General features: G+C 33.6%; 15 protein-coding genes and 2 tRNA genes. 12 read left to right on the forward strand and 5 right to left on the reverse strand.

The window, feature by feature from the left end; translation table 11 throughout:
• The first annotated feature begins 4 nt into the window (after positions 1-4).
• Complete coding sequence (nrfA, locus tag AC2D8I_RS04060) at positions 5-1,504, forward strand: ammonia-forming cytochrome c nitrite reductase (RefSeq protein ID WP_484704712.1); 1,500 nt, start codon at positions 5-7, stop codon at positions 1,502-1,504.
• Between the two features lie 75 nt (positions 1,505-1,579).
• On the forward strand, positions 1,580-4,720 hold the full coding sequence (locus tag AC2D8I_RS04065; RefSeq protein WP_484704713.1) for a cytochrome c biogenesis protein: 3,141 nt from the start codon (positions 1,580-1,582) through the stop codon (positions 4,718-4,720).
• Positions 4,721-4,875: 155 nt separating this feature from the next.
• Here the strand turns inward: AC2D8I_RS04065 and AC2D8I_RS04070 are convergent.
• The 3 genes from AC2D8I_RS04070 to rseP all read right to left on the reverse strand — a co-directional run bounded on the left by AC2D8I_RS04070 (position 4,876) and on the right by rseP (position 6,491).
• Positions 4,876-4,950 (reverse strand) — tRNA-Pro (locus tag AC2D8I_RS04070).
• A 51-nt stretch (positions 4,951-5,001) separates the two neighbouring features.
• A tRNA-Asn gene (locus AC2D8I_RS04075) sits at positions 5,002-5,075 on the reverse strand.
• A 78-nt stretch (positions 5,076-5,153) separates the two neighbouring features.
• Positions 5,154-6,491: an RIP metalloprotease RseP gene (rseP, locus tag AC2D8I_RS04080; protein WP_484704714.1), complete on the reverse strand. Its 1,338-nt coding sequence runs from the start codon at positions 6,489-6,491 to the stop codon at positions 5,154-5,156.
• A 162-nt stretch (positions 6,492-6,653) separates the two neighbouring features.
• On the opposite strand from rseP, the gene AC2D8I_RS04085 reads away from it, so the two are divergent.
• From AC2D8I_RS04085 to AC2D8I_RS04100, 4 genes are all read left to right on the forward strand, one after another.
• On the forward strand, positions 6,654-7,325 hold the full coding sequence (locus AC2D8I_RS04085) for an SCO family protein (RefSeq protein WP_484704715.1): 672 nt from the start codon (positions 6,654-6,656) through the stop codon (positions 7,323-7,325).
• A gap of 76 nt (positions 7,326-7,401) precedes the next feature.
• On the forward strand, positions 7,402-7,638 hold the full coding sequence (locus AC2D8I_RS04090) for a FeoA family protein (RefSeq protein ID WP_484704716.1): 237 nt from the start codon (positions 7,402-7,404) through the stop codon (positions 7,636-7,638).
• Positions 7,631-9,730 (forward strand): ferrous iron transport protein B, encoded by a 2,100-nt coding sequence (gene feoB, locus AC2D8I_RS04095; RefSeq protein WP_484704717.1) that lies wholly within the window; start codon positions 7,631-7,633, stop codon positions 9,728-9,730. Before AC2D8I_RS04090 ends, feoB begins: the two co-directional genes overlap by 8 nt.
• 85 nt (positions 9,731-9,815) lie before the next feature.
• Positions 9,816-9,950, forward strand: a complete 135-nt coding sequence (locus AC2D8I_RS04100; protein ID WP_484704718.1) for a FeoB-associated Cys-rich membrane protein — start codon at positions 9,816-9,818, stop codon at positions 9,948-9,950.
• A gap of 53 nt (positions 9,951-10,003) precedes the next feature.
• Here the strand turns inward: AC2D8I_RS04100 and AC2D8I_RS04105 are convergent, their stop codons facing one another.
• Positions 10,004-10,426, reverse strand: coding sequence for a hypothetical protein (locus AC2D8I_RS04105; protein WP_484704719.1), 423 nt, complete (start codon positions 10,424-10,426; stop codon positions 10,004-10,006).
• A gap of 122 nt (positions 10,427-10,548) precedes the next feature.
• Between AC2D8I_RS04105 and AC2D8I_RS04110 the strand changes: the two genes are divergently transcribed.
• The 6 genes from AC2D8I_RS04110 to AC2D8I_RS04135 all read left to right on the forward strand — a co-directional run bounded on the left by AC2D8I_RS04110 (position 10,549) and on the right by AC2D8I_RS04135 (position 16,204).
• Positions 10,549-11,208 carry a metal-dependent transcriptional regulator gene (locus tag AC2D8I_RS04110; protein ID WP_484704720.1) on the forward strand — a complete coding sequence of 220 codons (660 nt, stop codon included), beginning with the start codon at positions 10,549-10,551 and terminating at the stop codon, positions 11,206-11,208.
• Positions 11,195-11,995 (forward strand): transporter, encoded by an 801-nt coding sequence (locus tag AC2D8I_RS04115; protein ID WP_484704721.1) that lies wholly within the window; start codon positions 11,195-11,197, stop codon positions 11,993-11,995. Before AC2D8I_RS04110 ends, AC2D8I_RS04115 begins: the two co-directional genes overlap by 14 nt.
• 82 nt (positions 11,996-12,077) lie before the next feature.
• Complete coding sequence (locus AC2D8I_RS04120; RefSeq protein WP_484704722.1) at positions 12,078-12,992, forward strand: metal ABC transporter solute-binding protein, Zn/Mn family; 915 nt, start codon at positions 12,078-12,080, stop codon at positions 12,990-12,992.
• A 91-nt stretch (positions 12,993-13,083) separates the two neighbouring features.
• Entirely contained in the window at positions 13,084-13,821 is a 738-nt protein-coding gene (locus tag AC2D8I_RS04125; protein ID WP_484704723.1) for a metal ABC transporter ATP-binding protein, read from the forward strand.
• Between the two features lie 102 nt (positions 13,822-13,923).
• Positions 13,924-15,051 carry a metal ABC transporter permease gene (locus AC2D8I_RS04130; protein WP_484704782.1) on the forward strand — a complete coding sequence of 376 codons (1,128 nt, stop codon included), beginning with the start codon at positions 13,924-13,926 and terminating at the stop codon, positions 15,049-15,051.
• Positions 15,044-16,204: a metal ABC transporter permease gene (locus tag AC2D8I_RS04135; protein WP_484704724.1), complete on the forward strand. Its 1,161-nt coding sequence runs from the start codon at positions 15,044-15,046 to the stop codon at positions 16,202-16,204. The genes AC2D8I_RS04130 and AC2D8I_RS04135 overlap by 8 nt, the downstream gene beginning before the upstream one ends.
• Here the strand turns inward: AC2D8I_RS04135 and AC2D8I_RS04140 are convergent.
• On the reverse strand, positions 16,201-18,252 hold the full coding sequence (locus AC2D8I_RS04140) for an energy transducer TonB (protein ID WP_484704725.1): 2,052 nt from the start codon (positions 18,250-18,252) through the stop codon (positions 16,201-16,203). The genes AC2D8I_RS04135 and AC2D8I_RS04140 overlap by 4 nt on opposite strands.
• Positions 18,253-18,261 lie beyond the last annotated feature (9 nt).

The following is an 18,261-nucleotide window of genomic DNA, read 5'->3' on the forward strand; positions in this document are numbered from 1 at the left end:
TCAGATGAAAAACAAAGTATTATTTATCGTAACGATTATTGTCGTTTTTCTATTGGGGCTTTTAGCTTCAAGCATTGTAAACAGGAAATCTGAGGCAAAATACAGGTATATGCCGAGTGTAGATATAGTAGAAAATGAGCCAAGAAATGAAGTTTGGGGAGAAAATTATCCTAAAGAATATCAATCGTACTTACAAACGCTAGATACAACATTTGTGTCAATGCAAGGAGGTTCTGCTATGCGAGATGTATTGCATGAAGATCCTAATCTCGTTATATTGTTCGCTGGTTATGGCTTTTCAAAAGATTATAATCAAGGAAGAGGGCATGCCTATGCTATTGAAGATATACAGAATACGTTAAGAACTGGTAGTCCGAAAGGAAAAGGAGATGGTCCAATGCCTGCTACTTGTTGGACTTGTAAAGGCCCAGATGTACCGCGTTTAATGAGTGAAATTGGAATTACAGAATTTTATAATGGTAAATGGGCAGATATGGGGATGGAAATTGTGAATCCAATTGGTTGTGCCGATTGTCATGACCCTAAAAGCATGAAATTGCGTATTACAAGACCAGCTCTTGTTGAGGCCTTTGATGCTATGGGAAAAGATATTAATAACGCGACGCATAACGAAATGCGCTCTTTGGTTTGTGCGCAATGCCATGTAGAGTATTATTTTAATAAGGAGCTTCCTGATAAAGAAGGGGTTCCTTATTTAGTCTTTCCTTGGAAAAATGGTACTACTGTAGAGGATATGGAACGGTATTATGATGACTTGGAATTTTCTGATTGGACGCATAAATTAAGTAAAACACCAATGTTAAAGGCGCAACATCCGGGTTATGAAACATTTACTACAGGTGTGCATGCCGATAGAGGTGTGTCTTGTGCAGACTGCCACATGCCTTACAAAAGTGAAGGTGGGCAAAAATTTACAGACCATCATATACAATCACCTCTTAATAATACGTCTAATGCGTGTCAAGTATGTCATAGAGAAGAGTCTGATAAGTTGATTGCTAATGTGTATGATAGGCAGAAAAAAGCAACTGAAAATAGGTTAAAACTTGAGGATATGTTGGTTAAAGCGCATTTAGAGGCTAAAAAATGTTGGGACTTAGGGGCTACCGAAAAACAAATGCAACCTATATTGACAGATATTCGTCATGGTCAATGGCGTTGGGATTATTCTGCAGCGGCACACGGTGCCTCATTTCATTCTCCAGTTGAAACTAGTCGTGTTATTGGTAGTGGATTAGTTATAGCTCAAGAAGCTAGAGTGAAATTGGCAAGACTGCTTGCTGATCTTGGGTATAATAAACCTATTGAAATGCCTGATATTTCTACCAAGGAAAAGGCTCAAAAATTTATTGGTTTAGATATTGAAAAACTGAAAACTGAAAAAGAAACATTTAAAAAAACAGTATTACCTAGATGGTTAAAGGAAGCTAAAGCGCGTGAGGATAAGACGCCAATTAATTCAGTTTCTTCGGTAACTCATTAAAAACTGTTTTCAACTAAATATTTATACTATATCTCTTTTCAAAAAGTGTATTGAGATTTCCTTTATCTAAATCTAATGAATAAATTATCTCGTTTTCTTGGTTCGCCAATTTTAGCAACATTTTTATTATTGACTTTTGCTTTAGCTATGGCTATAGCAACTTTTGTTGAAAATGATTATGGAACAGCTACAGCTTGGCGTGTTATATATGATGCTTTGTGGTTTGAGCTTGTAATGTTAGGGTTGGGGCTAAGTTTTGTCGCAAATATTTATAAATATAAGCTTTGGCGAAAAGAAAAATGGCCTGTCCTTACATTTCATCTTGCTTTCGTAGTTGTTCTGTTTGGGGCTAGTATTACAAGGTATGTTTCTTATGGTGGTGTAATGAGAATTAGAGAAGGCACATCTTCAAATATAATTATTTCAGATAAAAACGATCTTAATATACATATTTCAAAAGGAGAAACATCAAAAATTGTAAAACAACAATTAGATTTTTCACCACTAAGTAATAATAATTTTAGAATAGACACTGATATAGATAATATTCCAATTACAGTTTCTTATAATGAATTTATTCCTGATGCCATTCCTAAAATTGAAAATGATGATAACAACGGAACACCAATAATTGAAATGGTCATTTCTGATGGAAACGGAAGAAAAACCATATTTATTGAGCATGGTGAAATAGAAGTTGTTGGTAAACATAGTCATAAAATTGGATTTAATGTTTATGAGCCAGGGGTTATAAACATCACTGCGAATAATGGTGATTTAAGTGTAGTCTCTCCTAGGAATTTAAGTACGTTTGCTATGGCTTCACAAATTGCTGGAACTATCAAAAAAGATTCAGTTCAAAGCTTTTCTTTAAGTACGCTTTATCGTGATGGGGATGTGTCTTTTGTACCTTTGTCTTATTACCCTAAAGGAAAAATAACGCTCGTAAGTTCGTCTGTAAAACCAAAAGATAATGACGAGAGAAAAGAGGATGCCTTAGTGGTTAATGTTCGGTTGGGAGAAAGTATTAAGCAGGTGGATTTGCTTTATAGGGAGGGTTTTTTACCTACAACGCATAGTATTGAAATTGGAGGTGTTAATCTGTCTTTGTCCTATGGCGCAGCGCCCATTATTACGCCTTTTTCAATTTATTTAAATGATTTTCAGTTGGAACGCTATCCAGGCTCTACGAGTCCATCAGCTTATGCGAGTGAGGTTGAAATTATTGATAATGATAGTGAGCTGCCTTATAGGATATTTATGAATAATGTTTTGGATTATGGTGGATACCGTTTTTTTCAGGCGAGTTATGATACGGATGAGAAAGGAACAGTTCTAGCTGTTAATTACGATTATTGGGGTACAAACATCACGTATATAGGGTATTTATTAATGATGATTGGGATGTTTTTTACGCTTTTTGGCAAAGCTTCTCGTTTTTCATTGGTTAACAAAAAGCTAAAGCGGTTAAAGCTAAAAAATGCCGCTCTGGTGCTTTTGTTTTTAGGGGGGACTAATATTCTTGTTTCGCAGGAAAAGCGGGCTTCTGTTGACTTAGAATTAATTAAAGCTCTCGAAATAAATGCGCAGCACTCCGAATTATTCGGGAGATTAATGGTGCAAGATTTAGATGGGCGTATTAAGCCTATAAATACGTTAGCTTCGGAGTTTTTGAGAAAGCTTTCTCGTAAACCTTATTTTAAATATACTGAAAGCGGAAAAAGCATATGTTATGATGCTAATCAGGTGTTTTTAGCAATGCAATCAGCTTCAAATATTTGGCAATATGTTCCTCTTATTAAAGTTGATGTGAAAAAAGGAGGAGAATTGTTTAGTGATTTAAAAGTAAGCGAAGATAATTTGTTACCATTTACAGCATTTTTAAATGTTAATGGGGATTATCTTTTAAGCGAGGCTGTTGAGAAGGCAAGTAAAAAAAAACCTGGTGAACGTAGTGAGTCTGATAAAGAGGTTTTAAAAGTTGATGAAAGATTCAATATATTATTTAATGTGTTTGCTGGAAATTATTTAAAAATATTTCCTAATAAAAATGATGATAATAACACGTGGTTTAGTCATGCGCATCATTTTAACGATTTTCCCGAAGAAGATGCTTTGTTTGCAAAGCGGATTATTCCAGCTTATTTTGAGGATGTTAAAGGGCGAAATTGGGTTGCGGCTAGCGAAAAACTGGCTTATATTAAAACGTATCAAGATGTTATAGGAGCAGCTGTTATTCCAAATAGAAAGCGGATAGAAGCGGAGTTGTTGTACAATGCGCTAAATTTAAATTTTTGGTTGTTTCAAGGCTTTTTTGTTACAGGTAGCTTGCTATTGATGTTGGCTATTTTTAAAATTTTTACTCTGCGTAAGAGTATTGATCTAGTTTGGGACGCTTTAGTAATCATGACGCTTATTGTTTTTATATTATTTACAGGGAATATTATATTACGGTGGTATGTCGCTCAACATGCGCCTTGGAGTAATGGTTATGAAATGTTGGTTTTTGTTTCTTGGGTCTTAGCTTTATGTGGATTGATAACTTTTAGAAAATCAGATTTTGCCCTCCCTCTTGCGACTCTTTTTTCTGGAGCTTTGCTTTTTGTGAGTTATTTAGATTGGTTAAATCCTGAAATAACCAATTTAATGCCAGTATTAAAGTCGTTTTGGTTGAAGGTGCATGTGGCTACAATTGTTAGTAGCTATGCACCATTAGCACTTTCGTTTATATTGGGTTATATGGCTTTATTATTGATGATATTTAAAACTAAAAGGACGGCCAAGACGATAGATGTTAAGATAAAAGAGCTTACTTATATTAATGAAATATCTATGACTATAGGTTTGTTTGTATTGGCAGTTGGTACATTTTTAGGAGGTGTCTGGGCTAATGAATCTTGGGGGCGGTATTGGGCTTGGGATCCTAAAGAAACTTGGGCCTTAATTAGTATTATTGTCTATGCTATTGTTTTGCACTTGCGTCTTATTCCAGGAATGAAAAGTACTTATGTTTTAAATGTCGCTAGTATATTAGCGTTTGGAACTATTATTATGACTTCTTTTGGGGTGAATTATTACCTTTCGGGCTTACATAGTTATGCTGCAGGAGATCCTTTACCTATACCTACTTTTATTTATGTGTTAACTTTTATTGTGATTACTGTTTCTGTGCTTGCTTATTTTAGAAAGCGACCTCAAAGAGTTGTAAGAAAATAAGACAATTTATGTAAATAATAGTGTATTCAAAACCTGGTTTGTGTAGCTTTTAATTCAATATTAATGATATTGAATTAAAACGATTTCCTGGTTTAATGATATTTGTTTTTTTACCTGTAGTCTTTTAGGGGTAAACCCTTTTTGTAGTTAGTTTGTCGGGATGACAGGATTTGAACCTGCGACCACACGACCCCCAGCCGTGTACGCTAACCGGACTGCGCCACATCCCGAATTATTAGTTGAAAAAAAAGCCACTATTTCTAGTGGCTTTTCTAAACTTGCTCCTCCTCTTGGGCTCGAACCAAGGACCCTCTGATTAACAGTCAGATGCTCTAACCAACTGAGCTAAGGAGGAGTGTTTTTCGCTATTGCGAGTGCAAATATAGGAGCTTTTTTGAGTTCTGCAAAATAAAATTTAATTTTTTTTTTATTTTTATGCTAACCAATCTATAATTGCCTTGTATAAATCGTTTCCGTTTGCAAATAATACGAGACCTATTAAAAGAAAAAAGCCGACCATTTGTGCGTACTCCATAAATTTATCGCCAGGCTTTCTCCCTGAAATCATTTCATAAAGCAAGAACATAACATGGCCGCCATCCAATGCTGGTATAGGTAATAAATTAAGTACACCAAGCATTATAGATAAAAATGCAGTTAGCATCCAGAACGCTTGCCAATTCCATTGTGGAGGGAATAATTTTCCAATGGCAGCAAAACCACCAAGTTGAGAAGCGCCTTTTTTTGTGAAAATATATTTGAACTGAGCAAAATAATCTTTAACGGTCCAATATCCCATAGCGGTTCCTTTAGAGATGCTTTCTCCAAACGAATAAGACTTATGATGTGATTTTACGTAGTCTTTATCTGTGGGTTTTAAAATGACTCCTATTTTAGATTTTTCATTCGGTTTTATAAAAAGGTCTTTAATGCTATTATTTCTGTTTATTGTAAATTTAACAATAGAGTCTTTACGATTCTTTATTGCGTAATTGTAATCCGTATCATAAACGATAGGTTTATCATTTATGGCAACTATTTTGTCGCCTTCTTTTAGGCCTGCAATAGCAGCTGGAAATTTAGGAGCTATAGAATCTAATGTAAAAGGAACTCTTGCCGCAAAAGCAGGAGCGTCACCATTTTGGAATAATTGTTTACCTATGTCTTCAGGAATAGAAATTTCTTGCGTTTGTCCATTTTGATGCGCAACAGTAACGGTATTTATGGTTCTAAACATTAAATTTGCGTTAATGTTATTAGCGTCTTTAAATGGTATGCCGTCTACACTTATAATTTTGTCGCCTTGATTAAAACCAAGCGCTTCCATTGTTTTTGAGACACCAAAACCATATTTAATATCATCTTTTGTAGAATAGTTGGTTCCCCATGCAAATATCACTAGGATATAAATAACAAAAGCTAATATAAAGTTTACTGTAACACCACCAAGCATAATAATTAGACGTTGCCAGCTAGGTTTAGAACGAAATTCCCATGGCTGAGCAGGTTTTTCCATTTGTTCGGTATCCATACTTTCATCTATCATTCCAGAAATTTTCACATAACCTCCTAAAGGAAGCCAACCAATACCATAAACGGTTTCTCCTATTTTCTTCTTGAACAAAGAGAATTTAACATCAAAAAATAAGTAGAATTTTTCTACTCTGGTCTTAAATAGCTTTGCAGGAATGAAGTGACCCAATTCGTGTAATACTACTAGAATGGATAAACTTAAGAGTAGCTGTGCTGCTTTTATGAAAAATACTGTCATTTATATATATGATTTTTTAACGCCCAAAAGTACGTATTTAGGCTTAGTATAAAAAGCTATTCGTGTATTGCTTTGTGTTTTAACAGCAATTTATGAGCCAAATAAAGGTCCTGTGTTTCAATTTCATTGTATTTTTGTAACATCTTACTCAAATTAATAAGAATGTTATCGTTTTTTAAAGGTTACAAAAAATTTGCCATCGCATTCACGCTACTCTCAGCTGTGATTATCTCCATTTTCTATTCTATTTTAAAGGTTGAAAAGCCCTTGCCGATTTATCAGCCTAATAGTATCGATGTTACCTTGGTAGATAGTACTATTCAACATGTTAAAAAATATCATAAAATAGCCGATTTTAGTTTAATTAATCAAAACGGAAAAACAATAACGCAAGACGATTACAAAAATAAAATCTATGTTGCGGATTTCTTTTTTACGACTTGCCCTACTATCTGCCCCATAATGACCGATCATATGCGAGATATTCAAAAGGAAATTTTGAATGATGATGAGGTGATGTTGCTTTCGCATTCGGTTACACCCAAGATAGATAGTGTTGCGCAATTGAAGCGTTATGCTAAGCGAAAAGGTGTCGATGATAGAAAATGGAATTTGGTTACGGGCAATAAGAAGCATATTTATGAACTGGCTAGAAAAAGTTATTTGGCGGTTAAAACGAATGGAGATGGCGGAGAGTATGATATGATTCATACTGAAAACTTTATGCTAATCGATAAGAAAAAGCAAATAAGAGGGTTTTATGATGGTACGGATCCAGAAGCTATTTCGGAATTATTAAAAGACATACAGCGGTTGAAAAAAGAAGACGGATAAGAGTTTTTTGTCTGCATTTTTTTTTACCGTAAATTTTTGACTTACTTTTGGTTCTTTAAAATCAATCTAAATAAGCTTGCAACTCACTTTAGCACATCTTAAACGCGGCGAAAAAGCCATTATAATTGACGTATCATCAATACAGATTCCTTTAAAACTTCTTGAAATGGGATGCTTGCCAGGGAATCATGTAGAGTTGGTGCAGGTAGCGCCTTTTGCAGACCCTATGTATCTTAATATAAACGGAAGTCATTTGGCTATAAGAAAAGAGACAGCGCAGCATATATTAATTGAAAATGTAAGTAATGGCTAAGCAATTGAATGTCGCGTTAATAGGGAATCCAAATACAGGGAAAACATCTGTTTTTAATGCTTTAACGGGCTTAAAACAGAAAGTTGGAAATTACCCTGGAATTACGGTTGAAAAAAAAGAAGGGATTTGTAAGTTGTCAAGAGGTGTAAAGGCTCATATTATAGACCTGCCAGGTACTTATAGTTTAAATGCATCATCACTTGATGAAAATGTAGTTATTGAATTACTCTTAAATAGGAACGATAAAGATTTTCCGGATGTAGTAGTTGTGGTTAGTGATGTTGAGAATCTCAAGCGAAATTTATTATTGTTTACTCAGATAAAAGATTTAGAAATCCCTTGTTTGCTAGCTATAAATATGGCAGACAGAATGAAGTATAAAGGGATTTCTCTTGATATTGATTATTTGGAGTCTAAATTGCAAACCAAGATAGCGTTAATTAGCACACGTAAAAAAGAAGGGATAGACACTTTAAAATTATTAATTGCTAATTATAAAGAATTATCTATAGCACCTTGTTTAAATGCTTCTGAAATTGAAAAAGAATATTTTGAAAGGCTGCAAAGTGCTTTTCCTAATCAGCTACTCTATAAGCTTTGGTTGGTTATTACACAAGATGTTAATTTTGGGAAAACAAATAGAAAAGAGATAGATGCTATAGCGAGTTTTAAAACAAAATCTAAGAGTGATTTAAAAAGGTTACAGCAAAAAGAAACAATAAAACGGTATCAATTTATAAACGATACGCTTAAAAAAGGACAAACTATAGATGCATCTCAAGCTAAGGATTTGAGAACAAAATTAGATAGGGTTTTAACTCATAAGGTTTGGGGTTATGCTATTTTCTTTCTTATTTTATTGACTATTTTTCAAGCTATTTACGATTGGTCAAGTATTCCTATGGAATTTATAGATAGCACATTTGCTTCGTTAAGTGAGTGGGCAAAACAGATACTGCCAGAAGGTGCTTTTACCAATTTAATAGCTGAAGGTATTATTCCAGGCCTGGGAGGAATCGTTATATTTATTCCGCAAATAGCCTTTTTGTTTTTATTTATTGCGGTATTAGAGGAGAGTGGTTATATGAGTCGCGTCGTCTTTTTAATGGATCGTATTATGAGGCGATTTGGATTGAGTGGGAAAAGTGTTGTGCCGCTTATTTCTGGAACGGCATGTGCTATTCCTGCTATTATGGCGACACGTAATATAGAGAGTTGGAAGGAGCGTTTAATTACTATATTGGTTACGCCATTTACAACTTGTTCCGCAAGGCTACCTGTATATTTAATTATTATTTCGTTAGTAATACCAGAAGGGCGCTTTGTAGGGTTGAGTTATCAGGCTTTAACCTTAATGTTATTATATTTAATTGGCTTTGCAACAGCTATATTTTCAGCCTATATTTTAAATAAAATTTTAAAAATTAGAAGTAAGACCTTTTTCGTGGTTGAAATGCCAAACTATAAATTGCCAATGGTTAAAAATGTGGCTTTGACGGTTTTGGAAAAAACAAAATCTTTTATTTTTGGTGCCGGAAAAATTATCTTAGCTATATCTATTGTATTGTGGGTATTAGCGTCTTATGGGCCTGGCGAGCAATTTAATAATGCGGAAACCATAGTCGCTTCCACTTATGCATCTCAGGATTTAAGTGAGGAAGAGTTACAACAAAAAATAGCTTCTCATAAATTAGAGTATTCTTTTATAGGGATTACAGGAAGGGCTATCGAGCCTGCAATTAGGCCTTTAGGTTACGATTGGAAAATAGGTATAGCATTGGTGAGTTCCTTTGCGGCAAGAGAGGTTTTTGTAGGGACATTAGCAACCATTTATAGTGTTGGTAGTGATGATGAGGATACTATTAAAAACCGTATGGCTGGAGAGAAAAATATAATAACTGGAGGCGCGCTTTTTAATTTTGCTTCCGGAATCTCGCTATTGCTTTTTTATGCCTTTGCTATGCAGTGTATGAGTACATTAGCTATTGTGAAAAAAGAAACTAATAGCTGGAAATGGCCAACATTACAATTAACAATTATGACCGCGTTAGCATATGTAGCTGCTTTAATAGCGTATCAATTTTTAAAGTAAGTGAATTTATAGTGTGATTTAAAAGGCTTTAAGATGGTTTTTTTAATTCGACTAAATTTGTGATATCGTAAATACCTAAGTCAAGATGAATATTATTATTCAAGAAATACTCGTTTTTATAACATTAGCAATTGCTATAACGTTTTTGATTAAAAAATTCTTTTGGAAGAAAAAGAAATCTAAAAAAGTTTGCGGTAAAGATGACTGTGGTTGTCATTAATTACCATTGTTAAATAAAAAGAACTGTAGCTATTTCTATAATGGCATTAGAAATTAGTTCTTAACTTCAAGTTGAATGTAATAGTCTTTCATTTCAAGTGCCTTTCCTTGTTCAGGGTAAGGTGATAAGTTGTATCCAGAAATATTTAATTCTTTTGAAGTATATATTCTTTTGGTATTATCAGACTGCTTTCTAGAAGTGTTAAAGGTTAGTTTCCTTTGCGTAATTTTTTTATGGTCTTTAAATATGTCAATTAAAACAATGGCTTCTCCAGCCCATACACAATTTACGTTTTTAGGGCAACGTGAGTCTGTTACTACATCAACAAATTTGATGGTTATATTCTTAAAATGCATCGGTTTGTTAAATAATAATTTAGAAACAATACGAGGGGCTTTAGCTTTTAGCTTAGTTGTATTTTGAGAAAAGCTTAATATAGAGCATAGTAATGTGATAATGAGTAGAATAGGTTTCATAGGCGTTTTGAATAAAAATATAAATATAAGGTAAATCGTATTAAAGTGATTTAAATCTTGTTTTTTAGTTATATTTGTAAAAAATTTAAGTAAGCTTAAAAAATAATTAAAGCAATATAGATATGTCTGTAGCGATTGAGAATTTTGTAAAAGCTATTTACAAAAATGATAAGCATGATAATAATGATACAAAGCCAGGTAGTATTGCTAAGAAATTAGGAATATCTAATGCAGCGGCAACAGATATGGCTAAGAAGTTAGCTGCTAAGGAAATATTGCATTATGAAAAATATAAAGCGCTTAAGTTAACAGAGCGCGGAACCAAAATGGCTTTGAATATAGTACGTAAACATCGCCTTTGGGAAGCTTTACTTTTTAAGATGTTCGACATGTCTTTGCATGAGATTCATAGAGAAGCAGAGCTTTTAGAACATGAGACTTCAAATTTTTTAGCAAACAAAATAAGTGAGTATTTGGGTAACCCTAAGTTTGATCCGCATGGAGATCCTATTCCTAATGCAGAAGGCGAGATTACAACAGAAGACACTTCGATTGCATTATCTATGGCAATGGAAGGGCAGTCTTATATTATCTCTAGATTAATGAGTGATGATAAGGAGTTTTTTGATTTTTGTGCCCAGCATGGATTAAAATATGGAAACTCAATTTTGGTGTCTAAACAATTTAGTTCTAATAAAATGACTCAAATATTAATTAATAATAATACAATTCTATTAAACGAAGATTTTACAAAAATAATTTATGTTAATGAAATCAAATAAATACTCAAAATACCTTTTAAGTTTAGCCTTAGGATTAACTACAGTAGGAGCCGTATTTGCTCAAGAAGAACAAACATTGGGAACTCTAATTACAGATAGGCCAGACCAAACAGAGTCTCCAAGTGTTGTGCCGAAAGGATTTGTACAAATAGAAACAGGGGCTTTTTTAGAAACATTTGAAGAAAATAACACCAAAACAGAAGATTTTACATTCAATACAACTCTTGTGCGTTATGGGGTATTAGATAATTTAGAACTACGTTTAGGTTGGGATTATACAGATAGCAAGACTGAATTTAACGGAAATGAAATAGCTTCATCAAATAGTTTTTCGCCATTACTTTTGGGGTTTAAAGTGGCTATAGCAGAAGAGAAAGGAAGCATGCCGGAAATTGGTTTTTTAGGGCATTTAAATTTGCCGTTTTCAGTAAAAGAGGAGTATAGACCAGAAACTACAGGTGTAGATTTTAGGTTTTCGTTTGCACATACATTAAATGAGAAATCCAGCTTATCTTATAATTTAGGAGCAGCGTGGGAGAATGATTCTTCAGAAGCGGCTTATGTATACACTATTGCTTATGGTTATAGCCTGTGCGATAAATGGGGAGCATACCTAGAATTGTATGGTGATCTTCCAGAAAACAATAAAGCAAATCATTTATGGGATGCTGGAGTGACCTATTTAATGTCTAATAATATACAATTGGATGCGACCGTAGGAACGAGTATAACCGAAGGGCAAGATTTGTTAATTAGTGCAGGAGTGAGTTTTAGATTGCCTAAGTAATAATATAATAAATACTGAGTTCGAAAAATCAGAAAAGAATATAAAAACTTTCGAAGTTATAGAAATAGATAAAGAATTTTTAATGAAAAAATATATAGCAATTATAGGAGTCGTTTTATTTGCATTTGGGTGTAAGAATGAACAGAAAAAAGAAAATGAAAAGCTAAATGTTGTTACAACGACTACAATGATCACAGATTTAGTTAAGAATATAGGGGGAGATCATGTGAATTTACAAGGGTTAATGGGGAGTGGTGTAGACCCGCACCTTTATAAAGCTAGTGAAGGTGATGTTTCTAAGTTAGCAAACGCCGATATTATTTTTTATAATGGTTTGCATTTGGAAGGGAAATTGGTTGAAGTTTTTGAGAAAATGGGAAGCCAGATGAAAACACAAATAGCTTTAGCAGAAGCTTTAGATAAAAAAACTTTGATCGGGTCAGAGTATTTTGCTTCTAATTACGATCCGCATGTTTGGTTTGATGTGGATTATTTTAAAACCTTTGCAGGGCAAGTTACAAAAGTGTTGTCTGAGAAAGATCCTAAACATGCAAAGGATTATAAAGCTAATGAAAAAGCATATTTAAAACAATTAACTGCGCTCCAATTAAAATTATCAGAACAGATTAACGTGTTGCCAAAAGAAAAACGCATTTTAGTGACAGCGCATGATGCTTTTAATTATTTCGGAAAAGCTTTCGATTTTCAAGTCGTAGGCTTGCAGGGGTTATCTACAGCAACAGAAGCGGGAGTACAAGATGTTCAAAAATTGGCTGCATTTATTATAGAAAACCATGTGAAAGCTATTTTTGTAGAGAGTTCTGTTCCTAAGCGTACTATAGAGGCTTTGCAAGCAGCGGTAAGGTCTAAAAATCATGAAGTAACCATTGGTGGCACTTTGTATTCTGATGCTTTGGGCGACGCTGGGACTATAGAAGGAACCTATATAGGTATGTTTGACTATAATGTGAATACTATTGTAAATGCTCTTAAATAATGAGTTTCTGTAATCATTAGGAATTCTAATTAAGAGTGATTAGTAAATGAAGTTTAATTAATGCGATGACTTCGAAAGAAGGCATAGAGTAATGAGTAAAAACATAGCGGTTAAAGTAGACGATTTAACAGTGGCGTATAATTACAAACCTGTGCTTTGGGATATTGATTTAGAGATTCCAGAAGGAGTACTTATGGCTATTGTTGGACCCAATGGGGCTGGAAAATCAACATTAATAAAATCTGTTTTAGGAATATTAAAACCTATAGCAGGGAGTGTTAGTATTTATAATAAACCGTATGAAAAACAACGGTCTTTGGTGGCCTACGTTCCGCAAAAAGGAAGTGTAGATTGGGATTTTCCAACAACTGCTTTAGATGTGGTTATGATGGGAACCTATGGAAGTTTAGGTTGGATAAAACGACCGAGGCAAAAAGAGAAAAAAAAGGCTTTAGAGGCTTTAGAGAAAGTTGGAATGTTATCCTTTAAAGGGCGGCAAATAAGTCAATTGTCTGGAGGTCAACAACAGCGCATTTTTTTAGCAAGAGCGTTGGTGCAAAATGCTTCTATATATTTTATGGATGAACCTTTTCAGGGGGTCGATGCAACAACAGAAGTAGCGATTATAAATATCTTGAAAGAATTACGGAAGGCAGGGAAAACCGTAATTGTAGTGCATCACGACTTGCAAACGGTTCCAGAATATTTTGATTGGGTAACCTTTTTAAACGTAAAAAAAATAGCAACAGGCCCTGTGAAAGATATTTTTAATGACGATAATTTAACTAAAACCTATGGGATAAACTATAAAGTGAGTATTCAAGAATAATAAGTGCTGTTTTGCTTAAAACAGTGTTTGTTGTAGGTTTAGTCATAATTTATAAGACATTATCATTTTTACATATAATAATATTTAATACATTATAAAGTCATCGATTTAAAAGAATATATAGCACTGGTTTTTTCTGATTATACACTCAGAACAATAACGTTAGGGACAGCCGTACTAGGAGCTGTTTGTGGTATGCTTGGAAGTTTTGCTGTATTAAGAAAGCAAAGTTTATTGGGAGATGCTATTTCACATGCGGCATTGCCTGGAATTGCAATTGCATTTTTACTTACTGGTGCAAAAGATAGCAATGTGTTGTTGCTAGGTGCTTTAGTGAGTGGCTTAATAGGAACCTTTTGGATTCGTGGTATAATTACAAAAACACACTTAAAATCGGATACCGCTTTAGGGCTTATTTTATCCTTGTTTTTTGGATTTGGGATGTTATTATTAACGTTTATTCAAAAGCAACCCAATGCTAATCAGGCGGGTTTGGATAAGTATCTTTTTGGTCAAGCGGCAACTTTAATAGAAAGTGATGTTTGGTTAATGTCTCTTGTTACTGGAATTTGTTTAATCGTTTTATTATTGTTTTGGAAAGAGTTTAAAATACTATTGTTTGATGCCGATTATACAAAAACACTTGGGTTTAATACGCGAATTATAGACATATTAATAACGAGCTTTATTGTATTAGCTATAGTGCTAGGTTTGCAAACGGTAGGCGTTGTTTTAATGAGTGCTATGTTGCTTGCGCCTGCTGCTGCTGCCAGACAGTGGACAAATAGTCTAGGGCTTATGGTTTTTCTAGCTGCAATTTTTGGAGCTTTTTCTGGCGTGTTAGGAACCGCAATAAGCGCATCAGAAAACAACTTGTCTACAGGGCCTGTTATTGTTTTAGTGGCTTCGGTATTTGTGTTGTTTTCATTTGTGTTTTCTCCAAGTCGGGGATTGCTTTTTAAACAAATTAGGTTTCTAAAAAATAGAAGAGACTTAACACTGCATAAAACGCTGGCTTTTATGTATAATATAGCGGAAACACACGATAATATTTCGCATCCGCATACCATTAAAATCTTGAATAATTTTCAAGGATATACCAAAGGGACGCTTCAAAAATTAGTAGATAAAAATTATGTAAAACTAGAGGGGTCTATGTGGTGTTTAACAAAAGAAGGATTTAAGGTGGCTTCTAATTTATATAATCAACAAAGTAATAAGGATGAGTAGCGTACAAATAGAAATACAGCTTATTGCTAGTTTAGTGGCTATAGCCTGTGCGATTCCGGGAACATTTTTGGTTTTGCGTAAAATGGCAATGATAAGTGATGCGATTAGTCATTCTATTTTGCCCGGTATTGTTATCGGCTTTTTTATCACGCACAATTTAAATTCTCCGGTATTAATTCTTTTAGCTGCTTTAACAGGTGTTATTACAGTCGTTTTGGTAGAATGGATTCAAAAAACAGGATTAGTAAAAGAAGATACAGCTATTGGATTAGTCTTTCCTGCTCTTTTTAGTATTGGAGTAATATTAATTGCTAAAAATGCTAACGATGTGCACTTAGATGTCGATGCTGTATTATTAGGGGAGTTGGCTTTTGCGCCTTTCGATAGATTACTGGTTTCTGGAATAGATATTGGTCCCAAATCTTTATGGGTTGTTGGGTGTATTTTAGTTGTAACTATCGGGCTTTTGATTGCTTTTTTTAAAGAGTTGAAAGTAAGTACTTTCGATGCTGGTCTATCTGCTTCTTTAGGCTTCTCTCCTGTTGTGATTCATTATGGGTTAATGACGGTGTCATCTGTAACTACAGTTGGCGCTTTCGATGCTGTTGGAGCTATTTTAGTTGTTGCTTTAATGATTGCTCCAGCTGCAAGTGCTTACCTGTTAACAACAGATTTAAAGAAAATGTTACTATATGCCGTAAGCTTTGGCGTATTTAGTGCGATTTCAGGGTATTGGTTTGCACATTGGTTAGATGCTTCTATCTCTGGGTCTATAACAACGATGTTGGGTGTTTTGTTTTTAATCGTGTACCTCTTTGCGCCAACAAAAGGGTTAATAGCGGTAATGTATAAAGAAAAGCAACAACGTACCGAGGTGTCTTTACTAACTTTTTTATTGCATTTAAAAAATCATAATGAACAAGAAGAGCGTCATGTGAATCATTTACGAGAGCATATAAATTGGCAAAAAGTAAGGGCTAAAACCGTATTAGAATTAGCCCATAAAAATAATATGATTGTAATCGATAACCAGATTGTTTCCTTAACCAAAAAAGGAAATGCTTTTACAGCTAAAGCAATTGATTACATTGTTACAAATGAAGATTCACAGATTGAAGATATGAAAGATGACTTCTTTTTGTTTAGAGGTTAGTTAAAATCTTTATTTAAAGCTTTTAATGCCTCTTTTAACTCTTTAATGGTTACTTCTTTGAAGTTTAAATCGAGTTCATGGATTTGTTTTATCTCTGTATTTTTTATACCTAGATATATTTTATTATCATTCTTTTTTATAGCAATTAAAGTTATTTTTTCTCCTGCTGTAATGTTTCCGAAATCAAAATAATTTTTATGTTTTTTACTGGGTAAAATAGCGCTAATACTTTTAAAAACAAGTTTTAAGTCGGCGGTATTACCATTTTTTATTTTAAACTTATATCGAATAGTCTTGCCTTTGTTTTTGGTAAAACGATCGCAGTTAATCCATCCTAATTTTGAACTTGCAAATGCATAACGTACGATGTCATTTTGGTTTATTTTTCCCTTAATAGAATCTGTAGAGATTTTAGTTTCTAAAAATTCTGTGAAAATGGTTTCATCTTTTACGGAGATGGTAGTGTTGGTGCTAGAAGGTCCGTCAAGAGTTATGCTAAGAGGAAAGTAATAAGGTACTTTTACAGCTCTTCCACGTTGCATGCCTGGTTTCATTTGAGGTAATAAGCGCATAATTCTAATGGCTTCATCGGCAAGAGCTTTATGAGGAGCTCTTGCTTCAATATTAACAACTCTCCCTTCTTTATCTATCTTAAAAAAAATAGACACTTTAAGCTTTCCCGATAAATTTAAACCTCTAGCAAGGTTAGGATTGTAATTTTTATTTATAAACAAATCTATGTTGTTATTGAAACATTCGCTTCTCTCTTTGTTGTTTTTTGTATGCTCACAGCCAGGATAGGTGGGGACTTTTTCTATAACATTAAAAGCGACCTCTACATCTTCTTCTATAGCTTCAAAAATATAGTTATTCGATTTTGTGGGATTGTCTAGCTTCCAATTAATTTTATTTTGTTGGTATTCCCCAGTAAATAATAGCATTCCTTTTTTTCTTTTATAAGGAAAAGAAATAGACATTGTATTGGTATTGATGAGCTTTAGCTCTTTTCCGTTTTTACTAGCTTTAATAAATAACATGCCAGCAGTTTCCAATATGTTTTCATCGTTTTTTGTACTTAAATTAGCTAGTAAAATATCAGCAAGCTTATAGTATTCTGTAATCTCTAGTTTAATTTTGCCGCGTACCAATCTGTTATTCGTTTTGTAAACTAAAGATTTTGGCTTAATAATGATTTTAGTGCCTTCTTTGCAAGTTATACTTGCTCCTTTTTCTATGTCTATTGTAAAGGTTTCGGGTGTTTTTTTTATAGAATTGTAAAACGCAACTAATTCAGGTGCAACTGTTTTCAATGTATCATTGGAAGTGTTGGGCTGTTTTAAAATTACAGTAGTAATCGCGTTTTTCTTAGTGTTAATTAGTTGTTTTTTTTCTGATTGTTTAGTTGTTAAAGAAACAATGGCGTGATCTTTCTTTATAATTTTATTTTTATTATTCTTTTTAATATGTATTATAATAGAATCGTTTATGGGCTTTAAATGTTTCCATTTAGGGAATTGCTGATAAAAATTTTCTAAGGTTAATGAACGAGAGAATTTAGTTTGAGTTGTTTCATAATAGTACTTAATATGGTGTGCATTAGTTTTCTTTCGATCTAGAATAATAGTATCTTTCTTATAAACAACGATATATTTTTTTTCATTTGAAGTTAAATGTTTTTTATGAGTTTTATTTTTAGTGGTATCTGTTGTAAAAGTTGATGTGTTTTTTTCTTGAGAGACCTTTTGACTATCGTGCTTAGGAATTCCAAAAAATAAACTGTAACACAATATTGAAATACCAATAATAGTAATTGGGAATCCAATAATTTTGAGCCATTTATTAAAAATAAAATGTTTACGAGCAGCACATATTTCTTGTTTTAAAGCAGCCCGTTTTATACCCTCTAAAAGCAGAAGGTGTTCGTTGTAGAGGCTGTTAAAAGTGTCGTCGGTTTGTAGTTTCCTTTCAAAAGCAGTTCTATCGGTTTCAGAAAGTGTATTATTAATATAATTATTAATGTACTCTATGTTGTTTATATCGTTTTTCATAAGGTTCAA

Source organism: Lacinutrix sp. YIN62 (assembly GCF_057219185.1).